The organism is Nostoc sp. 'Peltigera membranacea cyanobiont' 232, from assembly GCF_002245985.1.
Classification (GTDB): Bacteria; Cyanobacteriota; Cyanobacteriia; order Cyanobacteriales; family Nostocaceae; genus Nostoc.
Genome location: NZ_NOLK01000065.1, coordinates 1 through 21,832, shown reverse-complemented (window position 1 = coordinate 21,832; position 21,832 = coordinate 1). Strand labels below are relative to the sequence as shown.

Annotated in this window: 34 protein-coding genes; 15 read left to right on the top strand and 19 right to left on the bottom strand. The window is 42.0% G+C overall.

Going from position 1 to position 21,832, the window contains the following annotated elements:
• Positions 1–130 precede the first annotated feature (130 nt).
• Entirely contained in the window at positions 131–847 is a 717-nt protein-coding gene (locus CDG79_RS21175; RefSeq protein WP_094343883.1) for a biliverdin-producing heme oxygenase, read from the top strand.
• Positions 848–1,619: 772 nt separating this feature from the next.
• On the opposite strand, the gene CDG79_RS21170 is transcribed toward CDG79_RS21175, so the two are convergent.
• The 15 genes from CDG79_RS21170 to CDG79_RS21100 form a co-directional block, all read right to left on the bottom strand.
• Positions 1,620–3,395, bottom strand: coding sequence for an ABC transporter substrate-binding protein (locus CDG79_RS21170; protein WP_223278238.1), 1,776 nt, complete (start codon positions 3,393–3,395; stop codon positions 1,620–1,622).
• Positions 3,396–3,458: 63 nt separating this feature from the next.
• The gene (locus CDG79_RS43900; protein ID WP_223278237.1) at positions 3,459–3,701 is read right to left on the bottom strand and encodes a helix-turn-helix domain-containing protein; all 243 of its coding nucleotides are present in this window, start codon (positions 3,699–3,701) and stop codon (positions 3,459–3,461) included.
• A 9-nt stretch (positions 3,702–3,710) separates the two neighbouring features.
• Positions 3,711–4,010, bottom strand: coding sequence for a hypothetical protein (locus CDG79_RS21165; protein WP_094343882.1), 300 nt, complete (start codon positions 4,008–4,010; stop codon positions 3,711–3,713).
• A gap of 450 nt (positions 4,011–4,460) precedes the next feature.
• Positions 4,461–5,846, bottom strand: a complete 1,386-nt coding sequence (locus CDG79_RS21155) for an IS110 family transposase (protein ID WP_094343880.1) — start codon at positions 5,844–5,846, stop codon at positions 4,461–4,463.
• Between the two features lie 337 nt (positions 5,847–6,183).
• Positions 6,184–6,411, bottom strand: coding sequence for a hypothetical protein (locus CDG79_RS21150; RefSeq protein WP_094343879.1), 228 nt, complete (start codon positions 6,409–6,411; stop codon positions 6,184–6,186).
• Positions 6,404–6,898: a hypothetical protein gene (locus CDG79_RS21145; RefSeq protein WP_094343878.1), complete on the bottom strand. Its 495-nt coding sequence runs from the start codon at positions 6,896–6,898 to the stop codon at positions 6,404–6,406. The genes CDG79_RS21150 and CDG79_RS21145 overlap by 8 nt, the downstream gene beginning before the upstream one ends.
• A 2-nt stretch (positions 6,899–6,900) precedes the next feature.
• Positions 6,901–7,353 (bottom strand): hypothetical protein, encoded by a 453-nt coding sequence (locus CDG79_RS21140; RefSeq protein ID WP_094343877.1) that lies wholly within the window; start codon positions 7,351–7,353, stop codon positions 6,901–6,903.
• Between the two features lie 79 nt (positions 7,354–7,432).
• On the bottom strand, positions 7,433–7,627 hold the full coding sequence (locus CDG79_RS21135; protein WP_094343876.1) for a hypothetical protein: 195 nt from the start codon (positions 7,625–7,627) through the stop codon (positions 7,433–7,435).
• Positions 7,617–8,156 carry a hypothetical protein gene (locus CDG79_RS21130; protein WP_094343875.1) on the bottom strand — a complete coding sequence of 180 codons (540 nt, stop codon included), beginning with the start codon at positions 8,154–8,156 and terminating at the stop codon, positions 7,617–7,619. Before CDG79_RS21130 ends, CDG79_RS21135 begins: the two co-directional genes overlap by 11 nt.
• Positions 8,138–8,410, bottom strand: a complete 273-nt coding sequence (locus tag CDG79_RS21125) for a hypothetical protein (RefSeq protein ID WP_094343874.1) — start codon at positions 8,408–8,410, stop codon at positions 8,138–8,140. Before CDG79_RS21125 ends, CDG79_RS21130 begins: the two co-directional genes overlap by 19 nt.
• Entirely contained in the window at positions 8,410–8,922 is a 513-nt protein-coding gene (locus CDG79_RS21120; protein ID WP_094343873.1) for a hypothetical protein, read from the bottom strand. Before CDG79_RS21120 ends, CDG79_RS21125 begins: the two co-directional genes overlap by 1 nt.
• A gap of 9 nt (positions 8,923–8,931) precedes the next feature.
• Entirely contained in the window at positions 8,932–9,186 is a 255-nt protein-coding gene (locus CDG79_RS21115; RefSeq protein ID WP_094343872.1) for a hypothetical protein, read from the bottom strand.
• Positions 9,173–9,643 carry a helix-turn-helix domain-containing protein gene (locus tag CDG79_RS21110; protein WP_094343871.1) on the bottom strand — a complete coding sequence of 157 codons (471 nt, stop codon included), beginning with the start codon at positions 9,641–9,643 and terminating at the stop codon, positions 9,173–9,175. Before CDG79_RS21110 ends, CDG79_RS21115 begins: the two co-directional genes overlap by 14 nt.
• On the bottom strand, positions 9,618–9,920 hold the full coding sequence (locus CDG79_RS21105; protein ID WP_094343870.1) for a hypothetical protein: 303 nt from the start codon (positions 9,918–9,920) through the stop codon (positions 9,618–9,620). The genes CDG79_RS21110 and CDG79_RS21105 overlap by 26 nt, the downstream gene beginning before the upstream one ends.
• Before the next feature lie 84 nt (positions 9,921–10,004).
• Positions 10,005–10,193 carry a hypothetical protein gene (locus tag CDG79_RS21100; protein ID WP_094343869.1) on the bottom strand — a complete coding sequence of 63 codons (189 nt, stop codon included), beginning with the start codon at positions 10,191–10,193 and terminating at the stop codon, positions 10,005–10,007.
• A gap of 377 nt (positions 10,194–10,570) precedes the next feature.
• On the opposite strand from CDG79_RS21100, the gene CDG79_RS21095 reads away from it, so the two are divergent.
• Positions 10,571–10,819 (top strand): helix-turn-helix transcriptional regulator, encoded by a 249-nt coding sequence (locus CDG79_RS21095; RefSeq protein WP_094343868.1) that lies wholly within the window; start codon positions 10,571–10,573, stop codon positions 10,817–10,819.
• An 89-nt stretch (positions 10,820–10,908) separates the two neighbouring features.
• Here the strand turns inward: CDG79_RS21095 and CDG79_RS21090 are convergent, their stop codons facing one another.
• A complete protein-coding gene (locus CDG79_RS21090; RefSeq protein ID WP_094343867.1) occupies positions 10,909–11,235 on the bottom strand; it encodes a KGK domain-containing protein in 327 nt (108 codons plus the stop codon).
• Positions 11,236–11,329: 94 nt separating this feature from the next.
• On the opposite strand from CDG79_RS21090, the gene CDG79_RS21085 reads away from it, so the two are divergent.
• From CDG79_RS21085 to CDG79_RS21075, 3 genes are all read left to right on the top strand, one after another.
• Entirely contained in the window at positions 11,330–11,551 is a 222-nt protein-coding gene (locus tag CDG79_RS21085; RefSeq protein ID WP_094343866.1) for a hypothetical protein, read from the top strand.
• A 462-nt stretch (positions 11,552–12,013) separates the two neighbouring features.
• Positions 12,014–12,211 (top strand): hypothetical protein, encoded by a 198-nt coding sequence (locus tag CDG79_RS21080; protein ID WP_094343865.1) that lies wholly within the window; start codon positions 12,014–12,016, stop codon positions 12,209–12,211.
• Between the two features lie 215 nt (positions 12,212–12,426).
• Positions 12,427–14,820, top strand: a complete 2,394-nt coding sequence (locus CDG79_RS21075; protein WP_094343864.1) for a DnaB-like helicase N-terminal domain-containing protein — start codon at positions 12,427–12,429, stop codon at positions 14,818–14,820.
• A 108-nt stretch (positions 14,821–14,928) separates the two neighbouring features.
• On the opposite strand, the gene CDG79_RS21070 is transcribed toward CDG79_RS21075, so the two are convergent.
• From CDG79_RS21070 to CDG79_RS21065, 3 genes are all read right to left on the bottom strand, one after another.
• Positions 14,929–15,129, bottom strand: a complete 201-nt coding sequence (locus tag CDG79_RS21070) for a hypothetical protein (RefSeq protein WP_094343863.1) — start codon at positions 15,127–15,129, stop codon at positions 14,929–14,931.
• A gap of 105 nt (positions 15,130–15,234) precedes the next feature.
• Entirely contained in the window at positions 15,235–15,387 is a 153-nt protein-coding gene (locus CDG79_RS42565) for a hypothetical protein (protein ID WP_189525071.1), read from the bottom strand.
• Positions 15,384–15,965, bottom strand: a complete 582-nt coding sequence (locus CDG79_RS21065) for a tyrosine-type recombinase/integrase (RefSeq protein WP_094343896.1) — start codon at positions 15,963–15,965, stop codon at positions 15,384–15,386. Before CDG79_RS21065 ends, CDG79_RS42565 begins: the two co-directional genes overlap by 4 nt.
• A 216-nt stretch (positions 15,966–16,181) precedes the next feature.
• On the opposite strand from CDG79_RS21065, the gene CDG79_RS21060 reads away from it, so the two are divergent.
• The 10 genes from CDG79_RS21060 to CDG79_RS21020 all read left to right on the top strand — a co-directional run bounded on the left by CDG79_RS21060 (position 16,182) and on the right by CDG79_RS21020 (position 21,780).
• Positions 16,182–16,496, top strand: coding sequence for a hypothetical protein (locus tag CDG79_RS21060; RefSeq protein WP_094343862.1), 315 nt, complete (start codon positions 16,182–16,184; stop codon positions 16,494–16,496).
• A 5-nt stretch (positions 16,497–16,501) separates the two neighbouring features.
• A complete protein-coding gene (locus tag CDG79_RS21055) occupies positions 16,502–16,747 on the top strand; it encodes a hypothetical protein (RefSeq protein WP_094343861.1) in 246 nt (81 codons plus the stop codon).
• Between the two features lie 114 nt (positions 16,748–16,861).
• On the top strand, positions 16,862–17,026 hold the full coding sequence (locus CDG79_RS42560) for a hypothetical protein (protein WP_223278236.1): 165 nt from the start codon (positions 16,862–16,864) through the stop codon (positions 17,024–17,026).
• Positions 17,027–19,048: a hypothetical protein gene (locus CDG79_RS21050; RefSeq protein WP_094343860.1), complete on the top strand. Its 2,022-nt coding sequence runs from the start codon at positions 17,027–17,029 to the stop codon at positions 19,046–19,048.
• Positions 19,045–19,851: a hypothetical protein gene (locus tag CDG79_RS21045; RefSeq protein WP_094343859.1), complete on the top strand. Its 807-nt coding sequence runs from the start codon at positions 19,045–19,047 to the stop codon at positions 19,849–19,851. Before CDG79_RS21050 ends, CDG79_RS21045 begins: the two co-directional genes overlap by 4 nt.
• Before the next feature lie 140 nt (positions 19,852–19,991).
• On the top strand, positions 19,992–20,336 hold the full coding sequence (locus tag CDG79_RS21040; protein WP_094343858.1) for a hypothetical protein: 345 nt from the start codon (positions 19,992–19,994) through the stop codon (positions 20,334–20,336).
• Between the two features lie 30 nt (positions 20,337–20,366).
• Entirely contained in the window at positions 20,367–20,795 is a 429-nt protein-coding gene (locus CDG79_RS21035) for a hypothetical protein (protein WP_094343857.1), read from the top strand.
• A 28-nt stretch (positions 20,796–20,823) separates the two neighbouring features.
• A complete protein-coding gene (locus tag CDG79_RS21030; protein WP_094343856.1) occupies positions 20,824–21,165 on the top strand; it encodes a hypothetical protein in 342 nt (113 codons plus the stop codon).
• Positions 21,162–21,590: a hypothetical protein gene (locus CDG79_RS21025; protein WP_094343855.1), complete on the top strand. Its 429-nt coding sequence runs from the start codon at positions 21,162–21,164 to the stop codon at positions 21,588–21,590. The genes CDG79_RS21030 and CDG79_RS21025 overlap by 4 nt, the downstream gene beginning before the upstream one ends.
• Before the next feature lies 1 nt (position 21,591).
• Complete coding sequence (locus CDG79_RS21020) at positions 21,592–21,780, top strand: hypothetical protein (protein ID WP_094343854.1); 189 nt, start codon at positions 21,592–21,594, stop codon at positions 21,778–21,780.
• The last annotated feature ends 52 nt before the right edge of the window (positions 21,781–21,832 follow it).

Genomic DNA, 21,832 nt, shown 5'->3' with positions numbered 1-21,832 from the left:
ATAATCGCGGCTTAAAAAATTTTAATATAAATTCTCATCAAATAGTTTTAAGGTAACGTTTTAATGGCTTTTTTAGCCGTTCGGAAATTAAAACTCCGGCAATTACCTTTTTAAAGTTGAGAAATTTAGCATGAGCAGCAATTTAGCAACCAAATTACGTGTAGGCACTAAAAAAGCCCACACGATGGCAGAAAATGTAGGTTTTGTCAAGTGCTTTTTAAGAGGAGTAGTCGAGAAAAACTCTTACCGGAAACTAGTTGCTAACTTCTACTTCGTCTACTCAGCGATGGAAGAAGAAATGGAAAAGCATAGCCAGCACCCAATTCTTTCTAAAATTAACTTTCCCCAGCTAAACCGTAAGTATACCTTAGAGCAAGACCTGGGTTATTACTTTGGTGCTAACTGGAGAGAGCAAATCAAACTATCTCCCGCAGGTGAAGCTTATGTACAGCGCATTCGGGAAATATCTGCAACAGAACCAGAACTGTTAATAGCTCATTCATATACTCGTTACTTGGGTGACTTATCTGGGGGACAAATTCTCAAAAACATTGCTGTAACGGCGATGAATTTGTCTGATGGGCAAGGAACAGCTTTTTATGAGTTTCCAGAAATTCCTGATGAGAAGGCATTCAAAGCGAAATATCGTCAAAATTTGGATGAATTACCCCTTGACGAAGCGACAAGCGATCGCATCGTTGATGAAGCTAACGCCGCTTTTGGCACGAACATGAAGCTGTTCCAGGAATTGGAAGGCAATTTGATTAAGGCGATCGGGGTAATGTTGTACAACAGCCTCACACGGCGACGGACACGCGGCAGCACTGAACTCGTCACTGCTGAGTAATTAGTAACTGTGTTGAGATTGCGGAGTATGGTGTGTGGAATCTAAGCCCAGATAGCCTAATGAAAGATAATTAATAGGTGTTTCTGGAGAAAGAGCGATTAACGCTCAAAATATTTAGGGGCAATAGCCCTGTGACTGCTTTGGATTGGTAAAAGCAAGCATAGGGAGATTGCCCCTCAATTTATGGTTTATGTAACTAAATTTAACAATCTTGTTACAAAAATCCTCCTAAAACTGTGCGTGCTAATACCCTATTACTTAACTTAAGTAGAACAGGATAAATAATTAAAGGTTTGTAGTGAGAACTTTAGTTCTCAAATCAGGACTAAAGTCCTTACTACGAACTGATTTTCGCTAAAGTTACATTACTTTACATAGTTTGTTTTTTTCAAGTCGTTCTACTTAATTTGAGTTAAAAGGCTCAAAAATCAGGTTTGTGGCATGACCATAGATTTTTGGCTACCTGTTCAGAACAATAAACGCTTTTAATCGATTAGTTGTTATTTAATCTCCATCACCTATCGTTAAGATAGATTCCTGTTCATCATTAACAAAGTTTTATATCTGATTTGTTCGGCAGTTTCGCACCGGAAACCAGTTATAGGACTAGTACACCACGGCGTAAATAAAGCTACCATTTCAAATCAACGAAAGGCTTACGCTGTATTCATTTTGAATTTTGAATTTTGAATTTTGAATTCCGCCTTGCGGTACTAGCCCTTTCAACGCAGCTTATAACATCTCTACTTTATTGTCTGCGCTGCGCCAGTTGCTACAAGGATATTGCTGTGTAGTTGCTATCTTCATTTTGTAAGGGTAAATCGTATTTATCATAGAGAACTTTTATATGTCGGCTAAACTGTTCCTCGACAAAATAGCTGCTAGAAAATTCACTTGCAAAAGAAACCTGATGAAAATGATAATCTAGATTTAGTAGATTGTAGACAAGCCTTAAAAAATAATCATCGATCCAGAAATCTACATCAAATAGTGAAATACCATATTTTCCTTCCAATCTGCGATTTAAGGTTTTGAGTAACCAAGACCATTGAGGTTTGAGGGTGGGATCGACGCGGTTCCCAAATACCGGATTAAAAAACTGATTTACTTGAGTCGTTCTCACATCAATCACTTTAGTTAGTAAATCTGCTGCTTTGATTGGAGATGAATTAAACCAATAGTTAGCAACTACTAGATCGTGTAAATAAGCGACTAAAATTTTAGGGTTTTCTTTAATGAACTGTGAGCGACAAACAATTCCTCTGATTGATGGAATACTTAAACCAATTGTTTGAGATAAAGGCAGCTTTCTCACAAAAGCGTAAGTTTCTAGAATTGAGGCGAACGTGTGACAACACACGTAAGCATCTATAGTTTTATTTGCCAAACTCTTACTTGCTTTACGAGGATCTTCATTCACTAATCTGCAATCTTTACTGACATCCATATTATAGAGGTCAAAAAGAGTGATGATATACCTATGAGCATTAGAACCAAATAAGGTGGAAATTCGTTTCCCTTTCAGATCCTGAACAGTGTTTATAGAAGAATCTTTATGTAGAACAATATTTATATCTTGACCTAAAATATTATATGAAGCAATTCCAATTAATTTAGAACCAAAACTTAAATCATCAAAGAATTGGCTACCATTATTCAAGAGAGAAATATCATCTAAAATACAAATATCTAGTTCTCCCCGCTTCATCTGTCGGTTCATTTGTTCGCCAGAGTCAAAGGGCAGAATTTGTAACTCGAAATTTCGATTAATTTCAATGTTTTTGAAAATAGGCTGTTCCAGTGATGAGGATGCTCTCTGTAAATCAGAAATATACTTAGTCCCATACCCAGCAATAAACTGTCCTATGGAATCTCTCTGAATACCTATCCTAAGAATATTTTCCTCTTTGGGAGAATAGCTACCTGAAATTAGGTTTATATTAGGTAAGCTTTCCAAATTGTCTCGATCGAGTCTAAAACTTCTCACCAAACCCTCTGCGGATATTAACAACTCACTAAAGCGAGGAACATGCAGATAAATACCATATTCATTAACATCTTGAATAGGAAGAGTTAAAACTTGGTATTGAGATATTATTTCTGCTCGACAAAAGTCAGGCAAAATCGTTAGCTTCTGATTTTTTGAAGCATATTTGAGTACATCTTGATAATTATGTATTACATGTACGCCACTTAATTTATTCCTCAAACACGCATTTTTAGATAGTTCTTGATGAACCTCATCTAAAAGCACAATATCAGCCCAATTAATATCATTTATTTTAACTAAGCTATGCTCATTAAGATATTTACTAGCCCCAAAAGCAACCAATAGCATTTTATGAGTTGTTAATCTAGTGCAGTGGTGTTCTTCCTTATATCCAGAGTAATTGTTGAGCAGGAGATCAATTTCTAAGAGTTGAGAATTGGAAAAAAATCTGCTATCTTTAACCGCAATTTCTTTAATATTTCTACCTGGAAAACAAAGCTGGAATCGCTGCAAATATTGTTTGAGCCAAACTTCTAAAATTAAACTAGTAGCCCCCAATATCAAATCTTCGCCTTCAGCGCTAAATGTTGTCTGAAATTCTTCTTGCAGATTTTCTACAGTTTATACTACATTAAATGTCTGGGAAATCAATTTTTTGCCTTTATTAGTCAAGCATATAGAGCCAGGAGAGCGATTTAGGAGAATTACTCCGAAATAATCCTCTATTTGTTTGACTTTTTTACTAATTAATGCTTGACTATACCCTAATTTTTGGGCTGCTTTAGAGAAGCTACCACAGTCATCTACTGCTTTTAAAATTTTGATGTGGTTTAGGGTAATATCTTCGAGTTTAATCTTATTCACTCTAGTAATTTAGGGAGAAAGCTTAAAAACTTCAGTGCATATTTTCAGATGCCCTTGTATTGCTTCGTCCCAAGCTGAGTAGCGATTCCTTTTTCCATTGAGTGCGCCGCCCATGACTAAAGTTTCAAAAAACATCGGCTCACCACAACCAAGATTCAAGTCCATGCCAACAAAAACAGTTGAAATCATACAATCTTTGATTTCATTTAGCATAACTGTTGTGTTACTTGATGCCAGCCATAAATTCCACTCCTCCCTTAAATCAACAGCAACAGGTGTATGCCCTTCTAGTCTGTAGTACCAATTCATAATTCAGAATTCGCAAAACTAAACAAAGCATGTAAACTATGACAAATCCTGTGTAAACAAACAATAATACAAGCCGCTACAAAAACATCTGGGGGTAATTTCTGAAAACCTAAGAAATAACCCTCTGTTAAAATTCTATAGATTGTCTTGGGCGACAAAATACGCGATACCCGGTCAATAGCTGCATGGTAGGGATTATCAAATTTTTTAAATCGCATTGGTCATAATTCCTAAAACGTCACTTTTTATTCAGTAAAAGTTTTGCAAGCGAGCAGTCAGCATGGCAGTTAGGAGGGAATCGAACAGTTACTTGTCCGCTTCGGCTTGAAAGCGAGACTTCGCCTTCGCCAGAACAGTCACTACAGGTAAATTTTTCTTTAGGCATAATTCCGTTTTTGTCACATTTTATTAGTCCAGTGAACACTGCGATCGCGTCCACTGGATGCTTAACTAGTTTTGCTCGTGAACCGCGATCGCTCTCGACAATTCCCGAAACAGAAGATTTGCAACTTTAGACATCAGCTTATTTTGCAAGTGCTTGCCGTTGAGCAGCTGCTTGCCAGAACCGTCAACATTCTTTTTGAGCGTTTCCTTGTAAACAGCAATCTCATTACCGATGGCATTATCAGGCAGCCGCCCATCAACTTCAATTTTGGTGATTACGTGCTGCCAGAAGTTCATTCGACAAAGGGCGCTGCCGGCTCCTTTTTCAACTAATTTGTCACCAGACTGCTCTAAGACAGTTCCCATACCCAGCCTGAGCTTAAAAGCGTCACGCGAACGGTTGCGCTTAACCCTTTTCACGTCGCCTGGTAGGAATTTCACCACAGATTTACCATTCTCGCGGGTGACTTGTTTTTTCTTCACCTCCCTTACTTCCCGCTCAATCAACTGTTTCCCATTGCTGAGAAACGCTTCAAACGGATAGATTCGACTCAGCAGCCTGGCCCGAATTCTCAAACCAAAACTGAACTGATCGAAAATCTGGTTATAGGTTTTGAACTGTTCATCATTGACCAGCGACTTGAGTTTAGTTTCTAGTCGCTGCTCCTCGATGTCGATATCGCAAAGCCAGTCAGCATGAAGCCTGACAGATGGATCTATGCCTAGCTCAAATTGCACCGCCGCCGATTCCCGGTAAATCTTTGATATGGATTTGTAACTCTGTGGGTGTACCTCTAGCTCCCTTTCTGCTAACCAACCCCATAACGGCGGAACGTTACCTAATTTGGTGCTTCGACTTTCGCTGTGTGCCTTTTCTGGAAATTGCCATGCTAAAACCTGGCGAGTGTAGTTAACGATCGGTGATTGAACACGGGCAAGATGTTCGAGTTGCTGTACCAGTTCGCGCAGATCATCAATGATCTGCGGACGGTGCATTAGAAACTGGCGTGGGTTAAGTTCACCAGATTCTAGATAATTTTCTTGATCCACACCGTAAGCAGCCATAGCTAAAGCGTCAGCCTCGTCAGATTTATTGGGTAAGTTTTTACCACCGCGATAACGCCTCAGTTCAATATGACCAACCCAAAGGATCTTAATTTCTAAGCTTTCCAGGATTCTGGCCCAAAGCCTTGAGTAATGATTCCCTGTTGGCTCAAGTATTGCCACATCAGGCTTATTCTCTATTACATAATCAGCAAAATCAAAAACTGATTTCTGCTTGCTTTTACGCTTCGGACTGGAGTAAAAACTAGGGAATAAAGTATTAGCTTTAGTCCTATTTTTTTGCCAATAGGTCTTCAATCCACCTATGGGGTATTGTGTTAAAATATGACAAGTTACGCTTGACTTACTAACATCAACTCCCAAGGATCTAATAGATTTAATTGTCATGGTTCGGCTGATTAATCGGGGTTTTTTTTGACATTCGTGTTGCTACCACGAATCATTTCAAAGCCCAGTTTGTACGCTTGAATCCCCTAACACCCCACACACGAGGGGCGCGATTCACTCTTAACGCTGGGTTTAACCCGGTAGTTTTAGGGAGGGTGCGCTTGAAACTGTCAACACCCCATAAATGGAGGTGCAATCTTGGTTTAACGCCCCACTCCCTATAAAAACAGTGGGGCGGGTGCTTTGGACACAACCCGCGACGGTGGTTGATTCCACCGTTTCGGCTACTGTGTCAGGTAGCCCGCGCTATGGTTAGCGCGATCGCAATTGCGATTCATCAGGCGGTTCTTTCGTTATCCAGAGACTCAACAATTTCTTGAATTTTTTCAGCAGATAGCTCGCGGTATTGTTCGCCAGCTTTTGCCCCTACATATTCTTTCCAGTCTTCTATAGTTTCCCCAGTTAGTTTGGCAATAATTTGTATAGCTACTCCCATAGCTAAAGTGTTTAGTACATACAAATCCTTGGGAATAGTAACGGACTCATCCATTGATGGCTTACTCATCGTCATCTGAATAATTTGTTAAGTGATTTTCGATAACCTCTTCTAGCTGTTCTAAAGCTGGCTCAAGTATTTGCTTAAGCTTTTCATCACTTGTGTTGTCTGCTAGTTCTTCACCAGATATAAACTTTATTCCGGCATCAATTTTATTTTTGATAGTGTGTAATAATTGCCAGGTTTCGCAATAATCCCATGATGGATCTGGTTGTGGTGTAGTGTCTATGTCAAATTCTGGATGAAAACCTCTTTCTAAGATTTCTCTAACATCACCAGTAAAATAATCAACTATTGGTTCAATTGATTTTCTTACTACATCCCTGCTTTCACCAATATTGTTTGGATGCCGAAATGCTAATTGAAGTTGAGCAATTAGCATAAAAGCAGCTAGTTCAGAAATTAGTAGAGGAATGGTATTTGTATTACTAAGCTGTTTAAAAGCAGCTTTATATTTATCAGATTCCTCTTGATTGAATGATGAATTATCTGTCATATTCATTCCCGTTCACGAAAATATCTATTAAACTCACTACTAATGGCTTGGTCGATAGTAGCGATAACTATTTGCGGTTGAGATTCCAGCCTCAGTGATGCAGTAATACCACGTCGATTGAGCGCTCGTTGCACTTCTGGACTAGCTAAAGCTATCTCCGCATCTGCGTAATCTTCAGCCAAATAAGGAAATATAATCTCTTGAATTTCAGCCGATGCACTCCTGATAACTTGCAACATAGATTTTTTGGCTTGCTCCACTGGTGCTTCAGGAAAATAAAATTCAACCCTAACCCCTTTCTGGATAAGCATTCGCTGAACATCTGCCGCTCTCAATGCTCGTTCAAATACAACTAAATTTGGTTCATCTGCAACCGGGATTCGAGCCACTAAACCTGCTTGAGTCGCTCGAATCGCCTCCTTGATAATTTCCTTTCCTCGGTCAATAGCTCCCATAACAGTTGTGTGATATTTTTGACACTGGTAGATGAAATTGCGATCGCACTCCCAAAAAGCGCGATCGCAATTGAATTAACTAGCTTTTCACTTTTTCTAGGGTGATTCCTCCATACTGATCGGGCAGGCTAACAGCGCTGCATGGGGAGTTTTCTAGAATCGCTATTTCTTTTGGGAAATGTACTGCCAATTCCTCCTTGCTCATCTCAAAAGACCTATTTACATCTGCATCCCCATTTTTGTAAGTTAATTCCACACGATATTTACCATCCATTCCTCTGTCCCTCCTCTAAAATTTGCTGCAACAGACGTTCTGCTTCGTTCCACTGACGACCACCCATTTTGAAAATTTCCTCAATAACATGGGTTTTACCTTTGACTTCCAAAAGTGACTTAATCGCCAGATAGAACGCTTTTTCCTGGGAAGTGGAAGTGGAAGTTTCACCGCTACGATCTGCGCTCGGCTCTTTGTACAAGTGTTCTAGGCTGGTTTTTAATTCCCGATCGACTTCCGGCGGGTAAGTCGGTGCATCGCCATAGACTTCGTAAAGCGCTTGCTCTTGCTGCTGGGTATGCAGTGCGAATTCGGTTTGCTCTAGCTCTTGGTTCATAGCCGCTAGTGCTGCACGTCGAGCATCCTGGACTATCAGCCGCCGCGACTCCTGGACGAGTTGCACTGATGCAACAAGCGCCAAACTGTAGCTAACTCCCTTTGCGATCGCTGGAACTGGAGAAAGTGCAGTTAGCCAAAAAGCTGTCGCACTAGCTAACAAACAGTTGGTTTTCACCCACCTATCAGCCATGACAGCATCCCTCCCAAAACAATCGAAACTGCGATCGCAATCAGCAGGGCGTAATAATCCGGTTCAGACAGTTTAAGAAAGGGCCTAACAGCATCATCTGTGAGTAGAGCGATAACCAGTCCAGCGCAACACATGATGTACACTACCCACATCACTCGAAACAAAGCAGGATGCAGCGCCCCTAGCCAAGCCACAGAGCTAGAGGCGATACACCCCAGAAGGAACCAAGCCCCCAGGTGTACCGCCTTTGCCATTAGTATTTGTCCTTGACTTTGGCTTTTAACTCTTCAATGCGTTGCTGGGCTTTGTTCTCAGCGCGGTCTAGACCAAAACCTAACTTTGCATACTCAGGTCTGAGCGTGTGCAAATGTCTTGCAGTGGAAGCGTCAGACCGTTTTTTAGTCAGTTCGCTGTCGGCAACTCCTTTAATGTAGTTGCGATGAGCAGTGTGTACCTGTGCATCAGATTGTTCGAGCTTTTTGAGAGATTTGTAGGCGCGTTTAGCCTGACGCGCTTCCTCTCTCTTCTGAGTTGCAATTTGTTTGAGTGCATCAGCCTCAGCTTTGTTAAAGTACCGTGGTGTATGATTTACTGGTGCTGTCCTCACAGTCTCCCAGGTTCCCGCGTTCACTGGGTTTACCACATCTGGATCTGTTGGGGCAAGCACCCGATTTTTATCAATTCCGTGGCCCCCTGTAGAGAGGGATGATTCATTACTCTTGTTGCTGGACTTTGCAGCGTTGGTAATGCGTGCGAGGATTCCCATTGTTTACTCCTATCTATTACAAACCTGACTTTTGACCTTCTCAAGCTGTTGGCTTTGAGCTTTCATCTGGCGCAGTTGCACTTGATCCGCGCTCTGGTATGTGGAGATTGCACCCATGCTCAAGCCGGCAACCAGTGCAGCTGCAATGATGACTAAAAATGCAGCTAGGTTATTTCCTGCTGGTGCGGGTTCTGTTACATCTGGGTAAAACTCCCCAGTGAACGGGACAACTTTACTGGTGACTTGCCGTTTAGTCTGTTTCATCTCCTCCCTCTAGCAACATCGGCTGATATGTGGGTAAGAGTAGATGCTCTGTTCCGGCGTTGATTGCGGCGCGGACTGATAATTGCACTATTTGGCGTTGTTCAGGTGTGGGATTGTCCCGCATCTGTTTAATCCGTTGCAATGTTCGACCGGGCAGCAGTCGCCAATATTCGTTGGCGAGTCGCTGTGCATCTTCTTCCAGGAGTGACTCAAGTAAATCGGGTGCATCAGTTTCTGCATCAGTTTCTGCATCGTCATCCGTTGCAGTTTTCGTTGCACGTCGGCTGTGCAGCAGTTCAATTCCCGATTCAGTCCACAGCTTGACCCCATGCTCATCGGCGACAACGTGAACTTCAAACTGGAATACCCCAGGATGTCGGCGTAACCAACTGCGAATTGTGCTTTCGGGGATGCCAGTCAGTCTGGCAGCATCAGGAGTGGTGTACAGGTTCTGCATTCTGCCCCCATCTGAATTGGGAAATAATCGCTTCCATAATTCCTGCCTGGTCGGAAAGTGAAAGCTGATCTGTCATCTCTCTTGCAACAGCGTAAATCTCACCCCTAACGCCGCCCTCCAATTGGCATCCAATGCTGGATGCAAGAATCATCAATATAGAGAGCTTTTCTCGCTTGGACATTTTCTCGAAACCGCTACCGTATTTTTCCTGCACTCGCTCCAGGAGGGAATCATCTCCTGGGCTGTAATTTGTGTAGTAGCCTAACGGTCTAGACATTGGTAAAATCTCCTTAATCGCATTTCAAATTTTTTGTTTGCACTTGGCGATCGCAGTCCTCATACCCTGAGCGCGATCGCCTTTTCACTCTCCCTCTGGTGGTAAAGACTTTTTAAATTCGCTGATTCCACCAGAAAAATGTCTTTCAATGCCTGCTGTTACCTCCTCATCTGTTAACTCGTCAACTTGGTGTTCTTCTAGATCGCCCCAGGGGCAGCAATCTTTTATCCAATTTCTCGCTTCATTTAATTGGTTTGGTGTCAGTTCCTCCATTGGTCACTAGTAGTTGATTGTTGGTTTTATACATTCAGCATGGATGAGAGCTACGTGTTCAGACTGCTAACCCCGCGACGCTACGACTTATGGGTGAATGCAGTTGTCATTTGTCAATTTCCCCTAGCAGGTCTTTGATACTTACTCAGCGCTAGCAGGTCTTTTAATGCGTCAATGGCGGTAGGCTGCTATCTCTACTTGGTTGCATTCCGAGTGAGAGACTAGGGAAAAATGCAGGTATTTCTAGGCACTCAACCTATGTTGTGCCTGCATTTTTTTGTATTTCTTATCCAAATTGATTTAGGTAAGACTCTCGTCAACTCTAAATCAATTTGGAAAAAATATCAACCTGTTCATACCAATTGATTTAAGTTAAGATGGCGAAAAAGCCCTTGTCAGCACTCATGAGACTCAGAACGCTTCGATTTGTCACTCAAAAAGAACTTGCCGATGCTCTGGGAGTAACAGTAAATACCGTAAGCAACTGGGAGAGCGGAAGATCCATACCAAAACTTACTCCTTTTCAGTACAAGACCTTGCTCAAAAAACTGGAAATTACATCCGATGAATTACCTGATCACTTCGGGCCGCCAACCCCAATGACTGAGCCAACACTTGATAACTAATAGCTAATAAGCCGCCCTGCCTGCTCTGGGAAGGACGGCTTTCTCAGGAATATGTCGCCTACTTCCCTTAGTCGGCGACGCATCTGTGATTATTCGGGGTTGAGTTGCGATCGGAGACCGTCTAAAGGAGATTCTGTCCCAGGCACTTTGTCAGGAGTAAATTCCACACGATAGCTGATCACTAGTTTGAGCCTCCCCTTCTGCCAATCTTTTCCCGGTTGGAGAACCTCAGCACCAACGCCATCGCATCCCTGAAGTTCAGCAGTCCAAACCCTGTAATTAGGAAAATTCGACTTTATAGCTTCTCCGATGTGTCTGTCTATCTCCTCAAACTTTAAAAGATTGGCATTCACAAAGCTCATTTCTTTAGCAATGCCGATTACTTCATTGCCACTCAAGATGATTGCATTTTTCATTTAGATGTTCTCTTTCGGTAAACAAAATGGCGGATCAAGCGCCAACTCGATCCGCCTTCCCTAATCTTTCCCAGACCACCAAGGAATAAAACCAATGATCAGAGCTAAATTCACCTGCCTTTCAAATACTCTCAACCACGAAACCCAAACAGCAACAGTAGTTCTCACCCCAGTAACCAACTCAGCCAGTGAAGAAAACCTGACCTTTTGGAAGTACACACCAGCCGGTCACATTGAACTCCAAATCTGTAATCCTGCGGCATTTGCTCAATTTGCTGTGGACACCGACTATTACGTTGACTTCACTGCTGTTTAAGTGCGATCGCAATTTACTAATGACTAGAAAATACAAAGTCTCGGCAAAGGCGGTTGACGCAAGAATTCTAGCCATTTATGCGTTAGACCAACTAACGCTCTTTTATTACTCCGAAAAAATAAAATATTCGTAGGTTGGGTTGAACGAAGTGAAACCCAACAAAACCAGAGATTGTTGGTGTTGGGTTTCGTTCCTCAACCCAACCTACGCCTAAATTCATCAAAGTCCTTAAAAATAAGGGTGGATGATTTTTATCCGACGAGAGTCATAAAAGAGCGCTAATCGACTACATCCGCACTGTTGACCCAGACTTAAAACCCGATGAAGCCACATTTTTAGCAGCAATTACATTACATAGCTTGCCAGAGCTATTCCGAGAGAACGCCTCGCTAGTAGATCGATTTAGGGAGGCAGGAGCAGAGATAAAGCGCAAAAGACGGAATATCTAATCCCCAATGACTAATGACCAATGACAATGAACCAACTTACCCAAACTTCCGCGACCTAATGAACAAGACGGATGCCGAGATGCAGCGATTGGGCTGGACGGTTGACCAGGGTCGAGAGCATTTAGTGAGATATTACGGAGTGCGATCGCGCTCGCTGTTGACTGAACAAGAATTAGACGATTTTCTTCTTTACCTGCAACTTTCCGATTGATTAGATTGCAATTATTGACAAGGTTTCAATAGGAACTAAGCAATTTATCACACGCAAAAAAAACTCACCAACTTAGAGATTGGTGAATCAAACCTAGTAAAACATTAGTAAAAAATGAACAAATACTTAGAAAGATTAGGCGATAGAATAGCCTTCACTTTTGCATATTCTATCACATCAAATAATTCAAAGCTAGCTAATTGGGCGGTAGAGAAATGACACAAGGTATCTACCCATTCCCCCAAGAACGCATAAGCTTCAGCCACAATTCAGACAAATTACCACCTTGCAATATAGAAGCTGAAGAAGCAGTGTTAAGTGGTATATTATTAGACCCTGAAGCTATGCATCGCATCAAGGATAGATTAAAGCCCGAACACTTCTATCTCAGTGCCCATAGAGACATTTATCAAGCTTGTTTAAAGCTATCTAATAAGTCTAAAGAAATAGATTTATTGACTGTTACTAGCTGGTTGAATGACCACGGTATTCTTGGTAAGATTGGTGGAAGAAACAAACTTGCTAGCCTAGTGATTCCAACTGCTCTAAACATAGATCACCTAGCCGCATTGGTTATAGAGAAGGCAGTTCTACGCGATATCATCCGAATGGGATATGACATATCAACATTAGGATATTCAACAGAACTAGGACTACCAGAAATTATTTCCTCAGTTACTGATAGACTAAAGTCAATAACTGATACTCCATCTTTTCAGACAAAGGAAGAGAATTTACGCGCACAACACAGCAGATTACTTAATGAGTTGTACTCTATTTATACAACCTGTGTTGAGCCATCTTTTAGATTTTTCAGACTCCACCATTTAGCTAATGAATGCAAAGTTTCTATAAACTTCTTAGAGCGCTTTTATCTCAAAAGTTTGACTGACCAATGTAGTAAATTACTCACTTACGAAGAACTAAAAGAGTTGGCAGGCTCGACAGTTCGAGAATGGCTACTTAATGGCTTAGTCCCCAAAAGCACAACTATCTTATTAGCTTCAGATGGTGGAGTTGGCAAAACAAAACTTGCTTATGGAATTGGCAAGATTTTGATCCAAGGTTCCAAGTTCGGCCCGTTTCAGGCAACTGGAGAAAAGCGCCGCATTCTCTACTACCAAGGTGACGAAAGCGAGGGCGACATGCTGCAAGCGCTCGAAACACTTGGTTACTCAGAAGACGACATCAGTAAATATGTGCGGGTGCGTTTTGGCTGGAGTACTGAAAACATGCCAACACTCATCCAGGATTTAAAGGAGTTCCAGCCAGAGCTTGTTTTCATCGACTCGCTATCAACTGCCAACCGCTTCTCTATTTACCGCGAGTCAGAAATGGAATATGCCCGCCCCATTTTGGAGATGACCGGGTTGGCCAACCAGTACAAAGTCACCTTTGTAATCGTTCACCACACGAATAAGGAAGGTGGTGTTCGTGGAACAACAGCAATTAGAAATGCAGTAAGTGAGGTTTGGACGTTATCCAAGGACAAGAGCCAGACTGCCACAGCTTACGATCGCATTTTAGAGATCGACAAATCACGATCGCGCTCAAGCGGCAAGAAATATCGCCTCATGTTCAACTCCGAAGACCTAAGCTTTACCTTCCTAGGTGAAGAGGGAGACGAACTCGGCGGGCCCGGTCAATCTGCCAAAGAAAGCACCTTAGAACTATTGTCATCTCACAGAAATATCAAATTCACCAGTGAAGAGATAGCCCATCGGCTAGGCATTTCCAAAGCTTATGCTCGTCGCTATCTTGGAGAATTATCGGCTGATGGGTTAATCAGCGTCTTTCGCCAGCCGGGGAAAGCGAACGTTTATTTCCTGTCCTACGAAGGATCACCAAAGGATCACCCCTCGGATCACCCCTCTTCACATCCTGTAAGTCTTGCTGAAACTAGCTTACAGAACGATTTAGGAGTTGGTATAAAAAAGAGAGGATCACCCCAGGATCACCCCTCGGATCACCCTAAAAATGTAGACACGGTAAGCGATACAGCCGAAGGTGATCCTCGGAGTGGTGAAAATAGCGAAAAAATTCCCAGCACAGAAATTTCTGAACACAAGGGGGGGGTCAAGGATCACCTTTGGCTGAACCCTTTACCAGATAACAATCTTGGAGGTGATCCAGTGGGTGATCCTTTGGTGATCCTGTGCGAAAATATACATACTAGCCAAATAGCCGTTAAAGCATTGCCAACCAAGGACTCTGGCAGTTTTCTCCAGAGTGATCCGGGGGGTGATCCTCTGCCACCCTCTCCCCTGAAACAAGCAGATTTTCAGGAAAAGGGTATTTACTGGTCGCCGAGGCTGAATAACCAAGTAATGGTGCGGAAGCTTTTTAAATCCCTGCCAGAAGCCGAAGTCTACCAGGCTGGGAATCCTACAGATAAAATTCGGGTCAAGTTGTCTGAACTTTACCCCCTGCCAGAGTTCAAGGTTGGCGATGAGGTCGCAGTTCTGAGCGAACACAAGAAATTCATTGACAGAGTATTCACAATTAGCGCTGTTTACCCAGGTGGTATCTGGATTGAGGGGAAAACCAGGACAGGCACAGACTCTTATGGCCCCTACCAGTCGAGTCAACTCAGAAAATTGAGCGGCTAATTATAATCCGGTAGAGTGCGATCGACAAGTATAAAAAAGCTCATGTTAGCAGTTGCTTGCATGAGACTACATCATTGTTAGCGTAGCGGAACCCCTGTGTATTTGGGTTTATTCCTCACCGTCGCCGTCGTCCTCGTTGCTATCGTCGTCAGCAAGGATGATAGTCACGCATTCAGAGCCAGCTTGAAAGCCAACGATGAGATATGCAAGATCCTCACCATCTTTGAGGCGGACTTGTGCATCATTTGGAAAGTTTTGCAATTCTTGAATCAGTTCTTGGACAGTCGTTTCTTTGATTGCAGTAGGCATATTGTTCTCCGATTTAATAAATGCGAGCGCACTTATCAAGAGATTAAAGTGCGATCGCGCTGTGACTAATTTGTGATTTGAGCTTACCTGCTCATAGAAACTTTGTCACAGATTGGGGTAAATTCGGTCAACTTCATCCCATGCATGATTCGCCAAACACTCCAGAGTCATAGCTAGAAAGAGTGGATGGTCATACTTGCCAGCCTCAAAGGACTCAAGAAAGATTTCGATTTGCAGGAATAGGAGTTTGCTGATCATAGAGTTGCGATCGCGTTTCTAACATCGTCGTCACTCACCTCGATGTAACGTGCAAGCACTTTCAAATCGGTGTGACCCGTTGCTTTTTTGATAGTTGCCAGACTTACGCCTCGGTTCGCCAGCTTGGTAATAAAACTCCGGCGGGTGGAATGAGTCGATATGCCTTTAGCTCCAAGCCCGGCTCTTTCAACAGNTGTACGCAAAATTTGGTCAGCAGCCCTCAGACCCATAGCTTTATCTGGTTCCCTGGATGGAAATAACCAAACGGAGCCAGGTACAGGCTTATACGCTGCTAGCAACTCAGTCAAAGTATCGTGAACCGGCACTTGGCGAGTTTGGCGCTTTCCATTCGGGGTAGCCTTGCGAGTCCTGGCCCGGAAGTTNATATAATCCCTGGGTGTACCATCAACGTTGTAGACATCAAGAAGTTTTAACTTTACCAGTGCCCCCCAGCGTTCCCCGGTGTACCAAGCAAGATCCAAAAGCAACTTATACTTTTGAGAGCGGATCTGCTTACGAATTTTGGAATAATCCGCGTCGGTCAAAACTGCGGCTTGTCCATTTCGATTATTTTTCATATTATTTTTAACTTCTGCCTGTTCCGGTTTAACCATTGAGAGTGGTTAAACCGGAATATTTCTAATTTTGAGTAATAGAAATATTCGGTTCAATCCTATTAACAGCAAGGCTTACACGTCCTCGGTGATTGTGCTTGTTTTACATAAAACTGGAACATTTACACGGATTTGATTAACGCATACAACGGATTTATTCACTTCAAAAAAATTTGTTGTATGCAACCTGGAATCACTGATTTGTTTGGTGCGACCGCTACTTTCTCTGGGACTCCCAAAATATTAGAAATTCCTTTGACATCATTACCGGCTTTGACTAGTGCAAATCCAACCGCTTTGGAACTGTATGCAGCGATCGTTAGTTTTGCTCATGCTTGGATTTCTGCAAATACTGACCAATCAGTTTTAGTTGACAGTGCGTTAACCATTTCTTCACCGATTACAAAAAATGGCGTTGCTAGAACTCAATTTCAATATTCTGAACGCTTTTATGGGATTTATACCGCTCCAACCTTTGACCCTAACGCTGTTTAAAATTAATGGCTAATGCAACAGATCCTAGAGGTTGTGCCGGTACTTGGTACTTAGATGATGGGTGGTCTGGCAGCCCATCCTCTGACGGCACAGATATTGTTAGTGGCTATGAATTAGACAATCCTACTTGGATACAGCTTGGAGGTGGTGCAGCTGACTTAAAAGCAACAGGAACAGATGGAAGAATTTTATTATCAACACCTGGACTTTATGGACAGCCTTCGGCACGGATTTACACGAAATCGAAATAGTTTACAAAAACAGATCCAAATTGCTCATCACCAACTGCAAGCATTTCCTATGACTGTATCAACGGTACTTGTACGCCAAAAACAACTTACAATACACCGGGTTTGTATCAATCATTGAGTGATTGCCAAGCCGTTTGTGCAAACGGTGGTGCTTGCGCTAGCGGGAAAAAATGCGTTGACCCGACAACATTTTGTCCTGACGGTAAGGTATGTATTGACCAAGGCGAATTTGATTCAGTTGAAGCCCTGATTTCTAAAATTGGTAGTGAGGTTTGTTAGATGTCTAGTGCTGGTCAATCCTTAATTACCTCACTTTCAAATATCAGCAATTGCTCCGGGCATCAATGTAATTGTTGCGCTGAATTAGAAGCTAAAATCACCAACTTACAAGCACAAATACATCTTGTAAATGAGCGATGTGGAGCAATTGAAATAAATGATGGCGAACTTTTGAGAAGAATTGAAATATTACAGCAGGAAATAGATGGATTAATTATTGCCGATTTAGCTGCGGCATTATTTGCGATCGTTCTTCCAGAACTTTTAGCCGCAGCGACACCTGTAATAGCAGGAATAATAGAGAGTGCCGTGCCAGCAGCGATAGCTGCGGCTGTTTTAGCTGCACTAAAAGAAATTGGGGAGGTAGTAGGAATAGGTGTTAGAGAAATTGAAGGAGTCGGTAGTTCAGCTAAAGGCGAAATTGAAGGAGTCGGTAGCTCTGTTAAATCTGGAGTTGAAGGAGTCGGTAGTTCTGTTAAATCTGAGGTAGAAGGGATAGGTAGTTCTGTTAAATCCGAAATTGAAGCAGCAGCTAATTCAGCTAAAAGTGAGGTTGAGGCAGCAGCCGATACTGCCAAAAGTGAGGTAAGAGCAACTGCTGAATCGGCTGAAACTGAACTTAAAGGAGTTGCTGATACTGCCAAAAGTGAAGTGAAAGCAACTGCTGAATCGGCTGAAACTGAACTTAAAGGAGTTGCTGATACTGCCAAAAGTGAAGTGAAAGCAACGGCTGAATCGGCAGAAACTGAACTCAAAGGAGTTGCTGATACTGCCAAAAGTGAGGTAAGAGCAACTGCTGAATCGGCAGAAACTGAACTTAAAGGAGTCGCTGATACTGCCAAAAGTGAAGTGAAAGCAACGGCTGAATCGGCAGAAACTGAACTTAAAGGAGTTGCTGATACTGCCAAAAGTGAAGTGAAAGCAACTGCTGAATCGGCAGAAACTGAACTCAAAGGAGTTGCTGATACTGCCAAAAGTGAAGTTAAATCAGTAGCTGATTCTGAGAAATCTGAACTTGAAGGTGTGGGTAACTTAGTAAAGGATGAAGTTAAATCAGTAGCTGATTCTGAGAAATCTGAACTTGAAGGTGTGGGTAACTTAGTAAAGGATGAGATTAGAGCAACTGCCGATAGTATTCAATCCTCTGCTAAAGCTGAGATTGAAGCAGCCACTCGCCTTGCAGAAACTGAACTATCAACAGCTACCAGACTTGCACAAACCGAGCTTGAAACATCTGCAAAGCTGGCAGAAACTGAGCTTAAAACAGTAGGGGCAACATCTGCTACTAATCCGGCATTAATTTCTACTCTTGCCGCACTGACTACAGCTAGCATCGTCGATCAAGGATTAATAGGCCAATTACTTGGAAATGAAATTCAGAGTAATGCTAATATTAATGCCCTTGCAAAGTCAGTTACTGATTTGCAAAATGAAATTGAAAATAAACCAGACAAACCAGTGCAAACATCAACAATAACCGTTCAAGTATTTACAGGCTGTGATGCTAATAATAGCCCGACATATAGCACGAGAACAGTTTCAGTAATTCAAGGAACAGAAGAAGCTGAAAGATTAAAGTTTGAACAAGCTGCAATTGCTGATGGAGCTACCTGCAAAATTGGCTCTGGAAGTGGCTTCGCTAACCTTTTGAATGAAGTTCGTGATATTGCATCAAGCCTGATGAATGCCACAGAGCAAACAATTAACGTTGTCGGGAAGGGATTTAATGCCTTACAGGATGATGGCATCTTGTCAGAAGGTAATTGGCAATACTTCCCTCCCAATGTATCTCTAAAATCAGGAATTATTGCTCAACTAGTTACTGGTAGCATCTTAGATGCTTCTGCAACTGTTGCTACCGAAACACCTCAAACAGGAACAGCCTTATCACAACAAATTAATACAGAGACATCAAATCTCAATACTGCTATCCAAACAGCAATAACTGAAGCGACAACTCAACGAACACAGGAAATTAATCAATTAACCACCCCTAATTTCACCTGGGAGGATTTAGCGTGAGTGGTGTTAGAAACTGGGCATTAATTCGCCAGGGTCTAATTAATGGCACTTCTTATAATGCAGAAGTTAATGCACACTTCGGGGACACTTCTGCTGATTCTGGGCGTAACGCTGCAAAAAATATTTGTCTGATAACCTCTCAAGACTCAATGCAAGTTGCTACACAACGACAATCATTCTTTTATTATCAAGTTCTGAAAATTCAAAACAAACCAATTATTATTGGACAGCCGAAAACTACTTATGATTCAGAGGTTACTTATCACCCAGAAATCTCAATAGAGTTTCGCCAAGATTTCATTGCAACTCCTAGAGGGAAACAGCCTAAAGATGCACGTATTAGTTGGCGATTAATGGGTGAAACCAGTCAATCCTTGACTTTTACAAAAATCAATAATGCAGCCACACTAGTTTTTCAAAAGTTTTTTCAAAATAATATATTTAATTTTAATAAGGGGAAAGTTATTGGTTGGTATAACTCCCCAACTGACGGGCTACATCTGCAACTTTATTGCATTGATTCTACTGAAGCTGAAAGAGTAGCTAAATACGTAGTACAAGCTATTGATAAAACGTGGAATGATAATTTATTTAAAACCACCACACCTAAACGCAATAACTTGGTCACACCCGAACAAATAACCATTCTTGGTAAACAACAAGATGCTCCTGTATGGCGGCCAAATATAACTGTTAAAGCATACAAGGCATACATGACTGTTTGGGGGACAGAAAACAAAGTGTATGAGTTAGTAGGACGGCTCAAGAACGGTCAGTTTGTCGCTCTCACTCAACACGACTGACACTGACATGCTCCGTTATGCAGTCGTAGCTATAGGAACCCTTAAGGGTTCCTAATCCGTTGAGCAGTCGTTGTGCAACTTAGAATGCAATGTAATAACCGCGACAACGTAATAAGTGTGCAACAACGGAAACTTAGTATATGGCAGTAATTCTTAAATCTTATTTGCTGACAATAGATTCAATTAATTATGCTTTGCATCTTGACAGCAATGTCTATGAAGGCATTAAAGACATGGTTGGGTTGAGTGATATGCCAAGCCCTGCCCCAGCTAGCTTACGTCAAAGTTCAATTGCCGAACTAGAAAAAAATGGTCTTGCACACAAAATTAGTGTTGGTCTTGCAACAACAGCAACCGAGAAAATCACAAAACGCAAGATAGTAATGTGCCCTGCCACTAAACCTTTCAAAAACATGATTGGCAAGCAGATTGGCAACCTTTATGTCAAATCTGCAAGCGTGAAAACGCATCGTAATTTTGTATAAAATCTATCGCAGTTAATAGGAGTAATTAATATGGCTGATACACCTGGACTTTACGCAACGTTAGCGGTTACTGGTACTCAACTTGCACTTGATGGAACTGAAAAACCATTTACCTTTTATTTTCGGGGTGCCAAAAAGCTTTATGAAGATCCTGACTGGAAAACCGCTACAGGCATTACCGATGTTTCTGAAACTCATCGTGGACAAGTTGTACTTACTGATATAGGCGACTTGATTTTACATGAGATTGTCAGAACTGCCGAAGTTGAACTTAAAGATTCTGATAACGGAAAAGTTGTCGCAATCAAAAGAGTTCGCTATGCCGCATCTAAATCGTCAACTGTTGAAGAAAAGAAAGCTGATGGTGGAATTGTTGGCTTAGGTTGGAAAGGCACTGGTAAATTCAATGGTAAACCAGTTGGAGCAGTAATCGAAACTAGGAAAATGATTGTTGATTAAGTTCATTAAATAAAATCTGCTAGTAAGTATGGATTTATCTAGTGGCTGGACTTCTGTGGGCAATGGTGATTTTACCTCTTCTAGTGGCTACATTCCCGCATGCCCCGGTGTACCAAGCCTTCTAAATGCCCAAGTTGTCGCAATTAAGATTTCGACAGAGAATGCTAAACCGACTTGGTACACCGGGGCATGGCTGGATCAGAAAGTCTTGACCGGGCTAGATGGCTCAACTCCGTGGATTACTTTCTCTAAAAAGATTGGGCTTGGGGGAAACATCATCGTTTTCCCTCAAGTGATTTCTAACTACTCAATAGATATTAGTTTTCCCACTTACTTTAAAACTGTATCCGTTGGAGTTTGGATACAATGATGAACACTCCAAAAAGCACTATTGCAGTTACCGCTAATCCACAGCAAGGGATAGTTATAACCCTAGAAACTACAGAGATATTCTTAGCAACTCTTGTTAGTATATCCATCTTGTCTGGGGTAGCTATCCGAGTCATCAGTAAGATGAACACTATTTCATCTTCAATTACCCAAATTGAGAAAGCGCTTAAAGAGCAGGCGAGCAATACTGAAAAGATTGCCCGACTTGACCGGACTTTGGATTTACATATTCAGGAATATGTAAACCGAAAAGATGTAGTTCAAATGGTACTCGGACAGCTTGATCAAAAGATTAATCATAAGTTCAAAAGGCTGCTCTTTTATACAAGGGATATTCAGCGCTTTCTACAGAAAGGCGGGAATTTCACAATTCGAGAATACGAAGAAAACACAGAGGAAGAATAAAATGTCTAAATCTACTTTGAACACTTTAAGCACAATTTTTGGCTTGATTGCAGGTGGTTCGAGTTTGCTCGGTAGCGCTGGTATTCTCAATCACTCCACTGCTGGCACTATTGGGGGCATTGCTACGGCTATTCTTGGCTATCTAGTGCAGCAGCCGGCAGCAGGTGAACAGCCACAACCACAAAAGTAATGCCGCACATCATTGAGGTATTGGAAATCATTGATTCTGGTCAAAGAACTGG

Excerpts from the sequence above, each read along its gene's own strand:
- CDG79_RS21175 (WP_094343883.1), top strand. The coding sequence starts at position 131 with ATGAGCAGCAATTTAGCAACCAAATTACGTGTAGGCACTAAAAAAGCC.
- CDG79_RS21165 (WP_094343882.1), bottom strand. The coding sequence starts at position 4,010 with ATGAATTGGTACTACAGACTAGAAGGGCATACACCTGTTGCTGTTGAT.
- CDG79_RS21155 (WP_094343880.1), bottom strand. The coding sequence starts at position 5,846 with ATGACAATTAAATCTATTAGATCCTTGGGAGTTGATGTTAGTAAGTCA.
- CDG79_RS21150 (WP_094343879.1), bottom strand. The coding sequence starts at position 6,411 with ATGAGTAAGCCATCAATGGATGAGTCCGTTACTATTCCCAAGGATTTG.
- CDG79_RS21145 (WP_094343878.1), bottom strand. The coding sequence starts at position 6,898 with ATGACAGATAATTCATCATTCAATCAAGAGGAATCTGATAAATATAAA.
- CDG79_RS21140 (WP_094343877.1), bottom strand. The coding sequence starts at position 7,353 with ATGGGAGCTATTGACCGAGGAAAGGAAATTATCAAGGAGGCGATTCGA.
- CDG79_RS21135 (WP_094343876.1), bottom strand. The coding sequence starts at position 7,627 with ATGGATGGTAAATATCGTGTGGAATTAACTTACAAAAATGGGGATGCA.
- CDG79_RS21130 (WP_094343875.1), bottom strand. The coding sequence starts at position 8,156 with ATGGCTGATAGGTGGGTGAAAACCAACTGTTTGTTAGCTAGTGCGACA.
- CDG79_RS21125 (WP_094343874.1), bottom strand. The coding sequence starts at position 8,410 with ATGGCAAAGGCGGTACACCTGGGGGCTTGGTTCCTTCTGGGGTGTATC.
- CDG79_RS21120 (WP_094343873.1), bottom strand. The coding sequence starts at position 8,922 with ATGGGAATCCTCGCACGCATTACCAACGCTGCAAAGTCCAGCAACAAG.
- CDG79_RS21115 (WP_094343872.1), bottom strand. The coding sequence starts at position 9,186 with ATGAAACAGACTAAACGGCAAGTCACCAGTAAAGTTGTCCCGTTCACT.
- CDG79_RS21110 (WP_094343871.1), bottom strand. The coding sequence starts at position 9,643 with ATGCAGAACCTGTACACCACTCCTGATGCTGCCAGACTGACTGGCATC.
- CDG79_RS21105 (WP_094343870.1), bottom strand. The coding sequence starts at position 9,920 with ATGTCTAGACCGTTAGGCTACTACACAAATTACAGCCCAGGAGATGAT.
- CDG79_RS21100 (WP_094343869.1), bottom strand. The coding sequence starts at position 10,193 with ATGGAGGAACTGACACCAAACCAATTAAATGAAGCGAGAAATTGGATA.
- CDG79_RS21095 (WP_094343868.1), top strand. The coding sequence starts at position 10,571 with ATGGCGAAAAAGCCCTTGTCAGCACTCATGAGACTCAGAACGCTTCGA.
- CDG79_RS21090 (WP_094343867.1), bottom strand. The coding sequence starts at position 11,235 with ATGAAAAATGCAATCATCTTGAGTGGCAATGAAGTAATCGGCATTGCT.
- CDG79_RS21085 (WP_094343866.1), top strand. The coding sequence starts at position 11,330 with ATGATCAGAGCTAAATTCACCTGCCTTTCAAATACTCTCAACCACGAA.
- CDG79_RS21080 (WP_094343865.1), top strand. The coding sequence starts at position 12,014 with ATGACCAATGACAATGAACCAACTTACCCAAACTTCCGCGACCTAATG.
- CDG79_RS21075 (WP_094343864.1), top strand. The coding sequence starts at position 12,427 with ATGACACAAGGTATCTACCCATTCCCCCAAGAACGCATAAGCTTCAGC.
- CDG79_RS21070 (WP_094343863.1), bottom strand. The coding sequence starts at position 15,129 with ATGCCTACTGCAATCAAAGAAACGACTGTCCAAGAACTGATTCAAGAA.
- CDG79_RS42565 (WP_189525071.1), bottom strand. The coding sequence starts at position 15,387 with ATGATCAGCAAACTCCTATTCCTGCAAATCGAAATCTTTCTTGAGTCC.
- CDG79_RS21060 (WP_094343862.1), top strand. The coding sequence starts at position 16,182 with ATGCAACCTGGAATCACTGATTTGTTTGGTGCGACCGCTACTTTCTCT.
- CDG79_RS21055 (WP_094343861.1), top strand. The coding sequence starts at position 16,502 with ATGGCTAATGCAACAGATCCTAGAGGTTGTGCCGGTACTTGGTACTTA.
- CDG79_RS21050 (WP_094343860.1), top strand. The coding sequence starts at position 17,027 with ATGTCTAGTGCTGGTCAATCCTTAATTACCTCACTTTCAAATATCAGC.
- CDG79_RS21040 (WP_094343858.1), top strand. The coding sequence starts at position 19,992 with ATGGCAGTAATTCTTAAATCTTATTTGCTGACAATAGATTCAATTAAT.
- CDG79_RS21035 (WP_094343857.1), top strand. The coding sequence starts at position 20,367 with ATGGCTGATACACCTGGACTTTACGCAACGTTAGCGGTTACTGGTACT.
- CDG79_RS21030 (WP_094343856.1), top strand. The coding sequence starts at position 20,824 with ATGGATTTATCTAGTGGCTGGACTTCTGTGGGCAATGGTGATTTTACC.
- CDG79_RS21025 (WP_094343855.1), top strand. The coding sequence starts at position 21,162 with ATGATGAACACTCCAAAAAGCACTATTGCAGTTACCGCTAATCCACAG.
- CDG79_RS21020 (WP_094343854.1), top strand. The coding sequence starts at position 21,592 with ATGTCTAAATCTACTTTGAACACTTTAAGCACAATTTTTGGCTTGATT.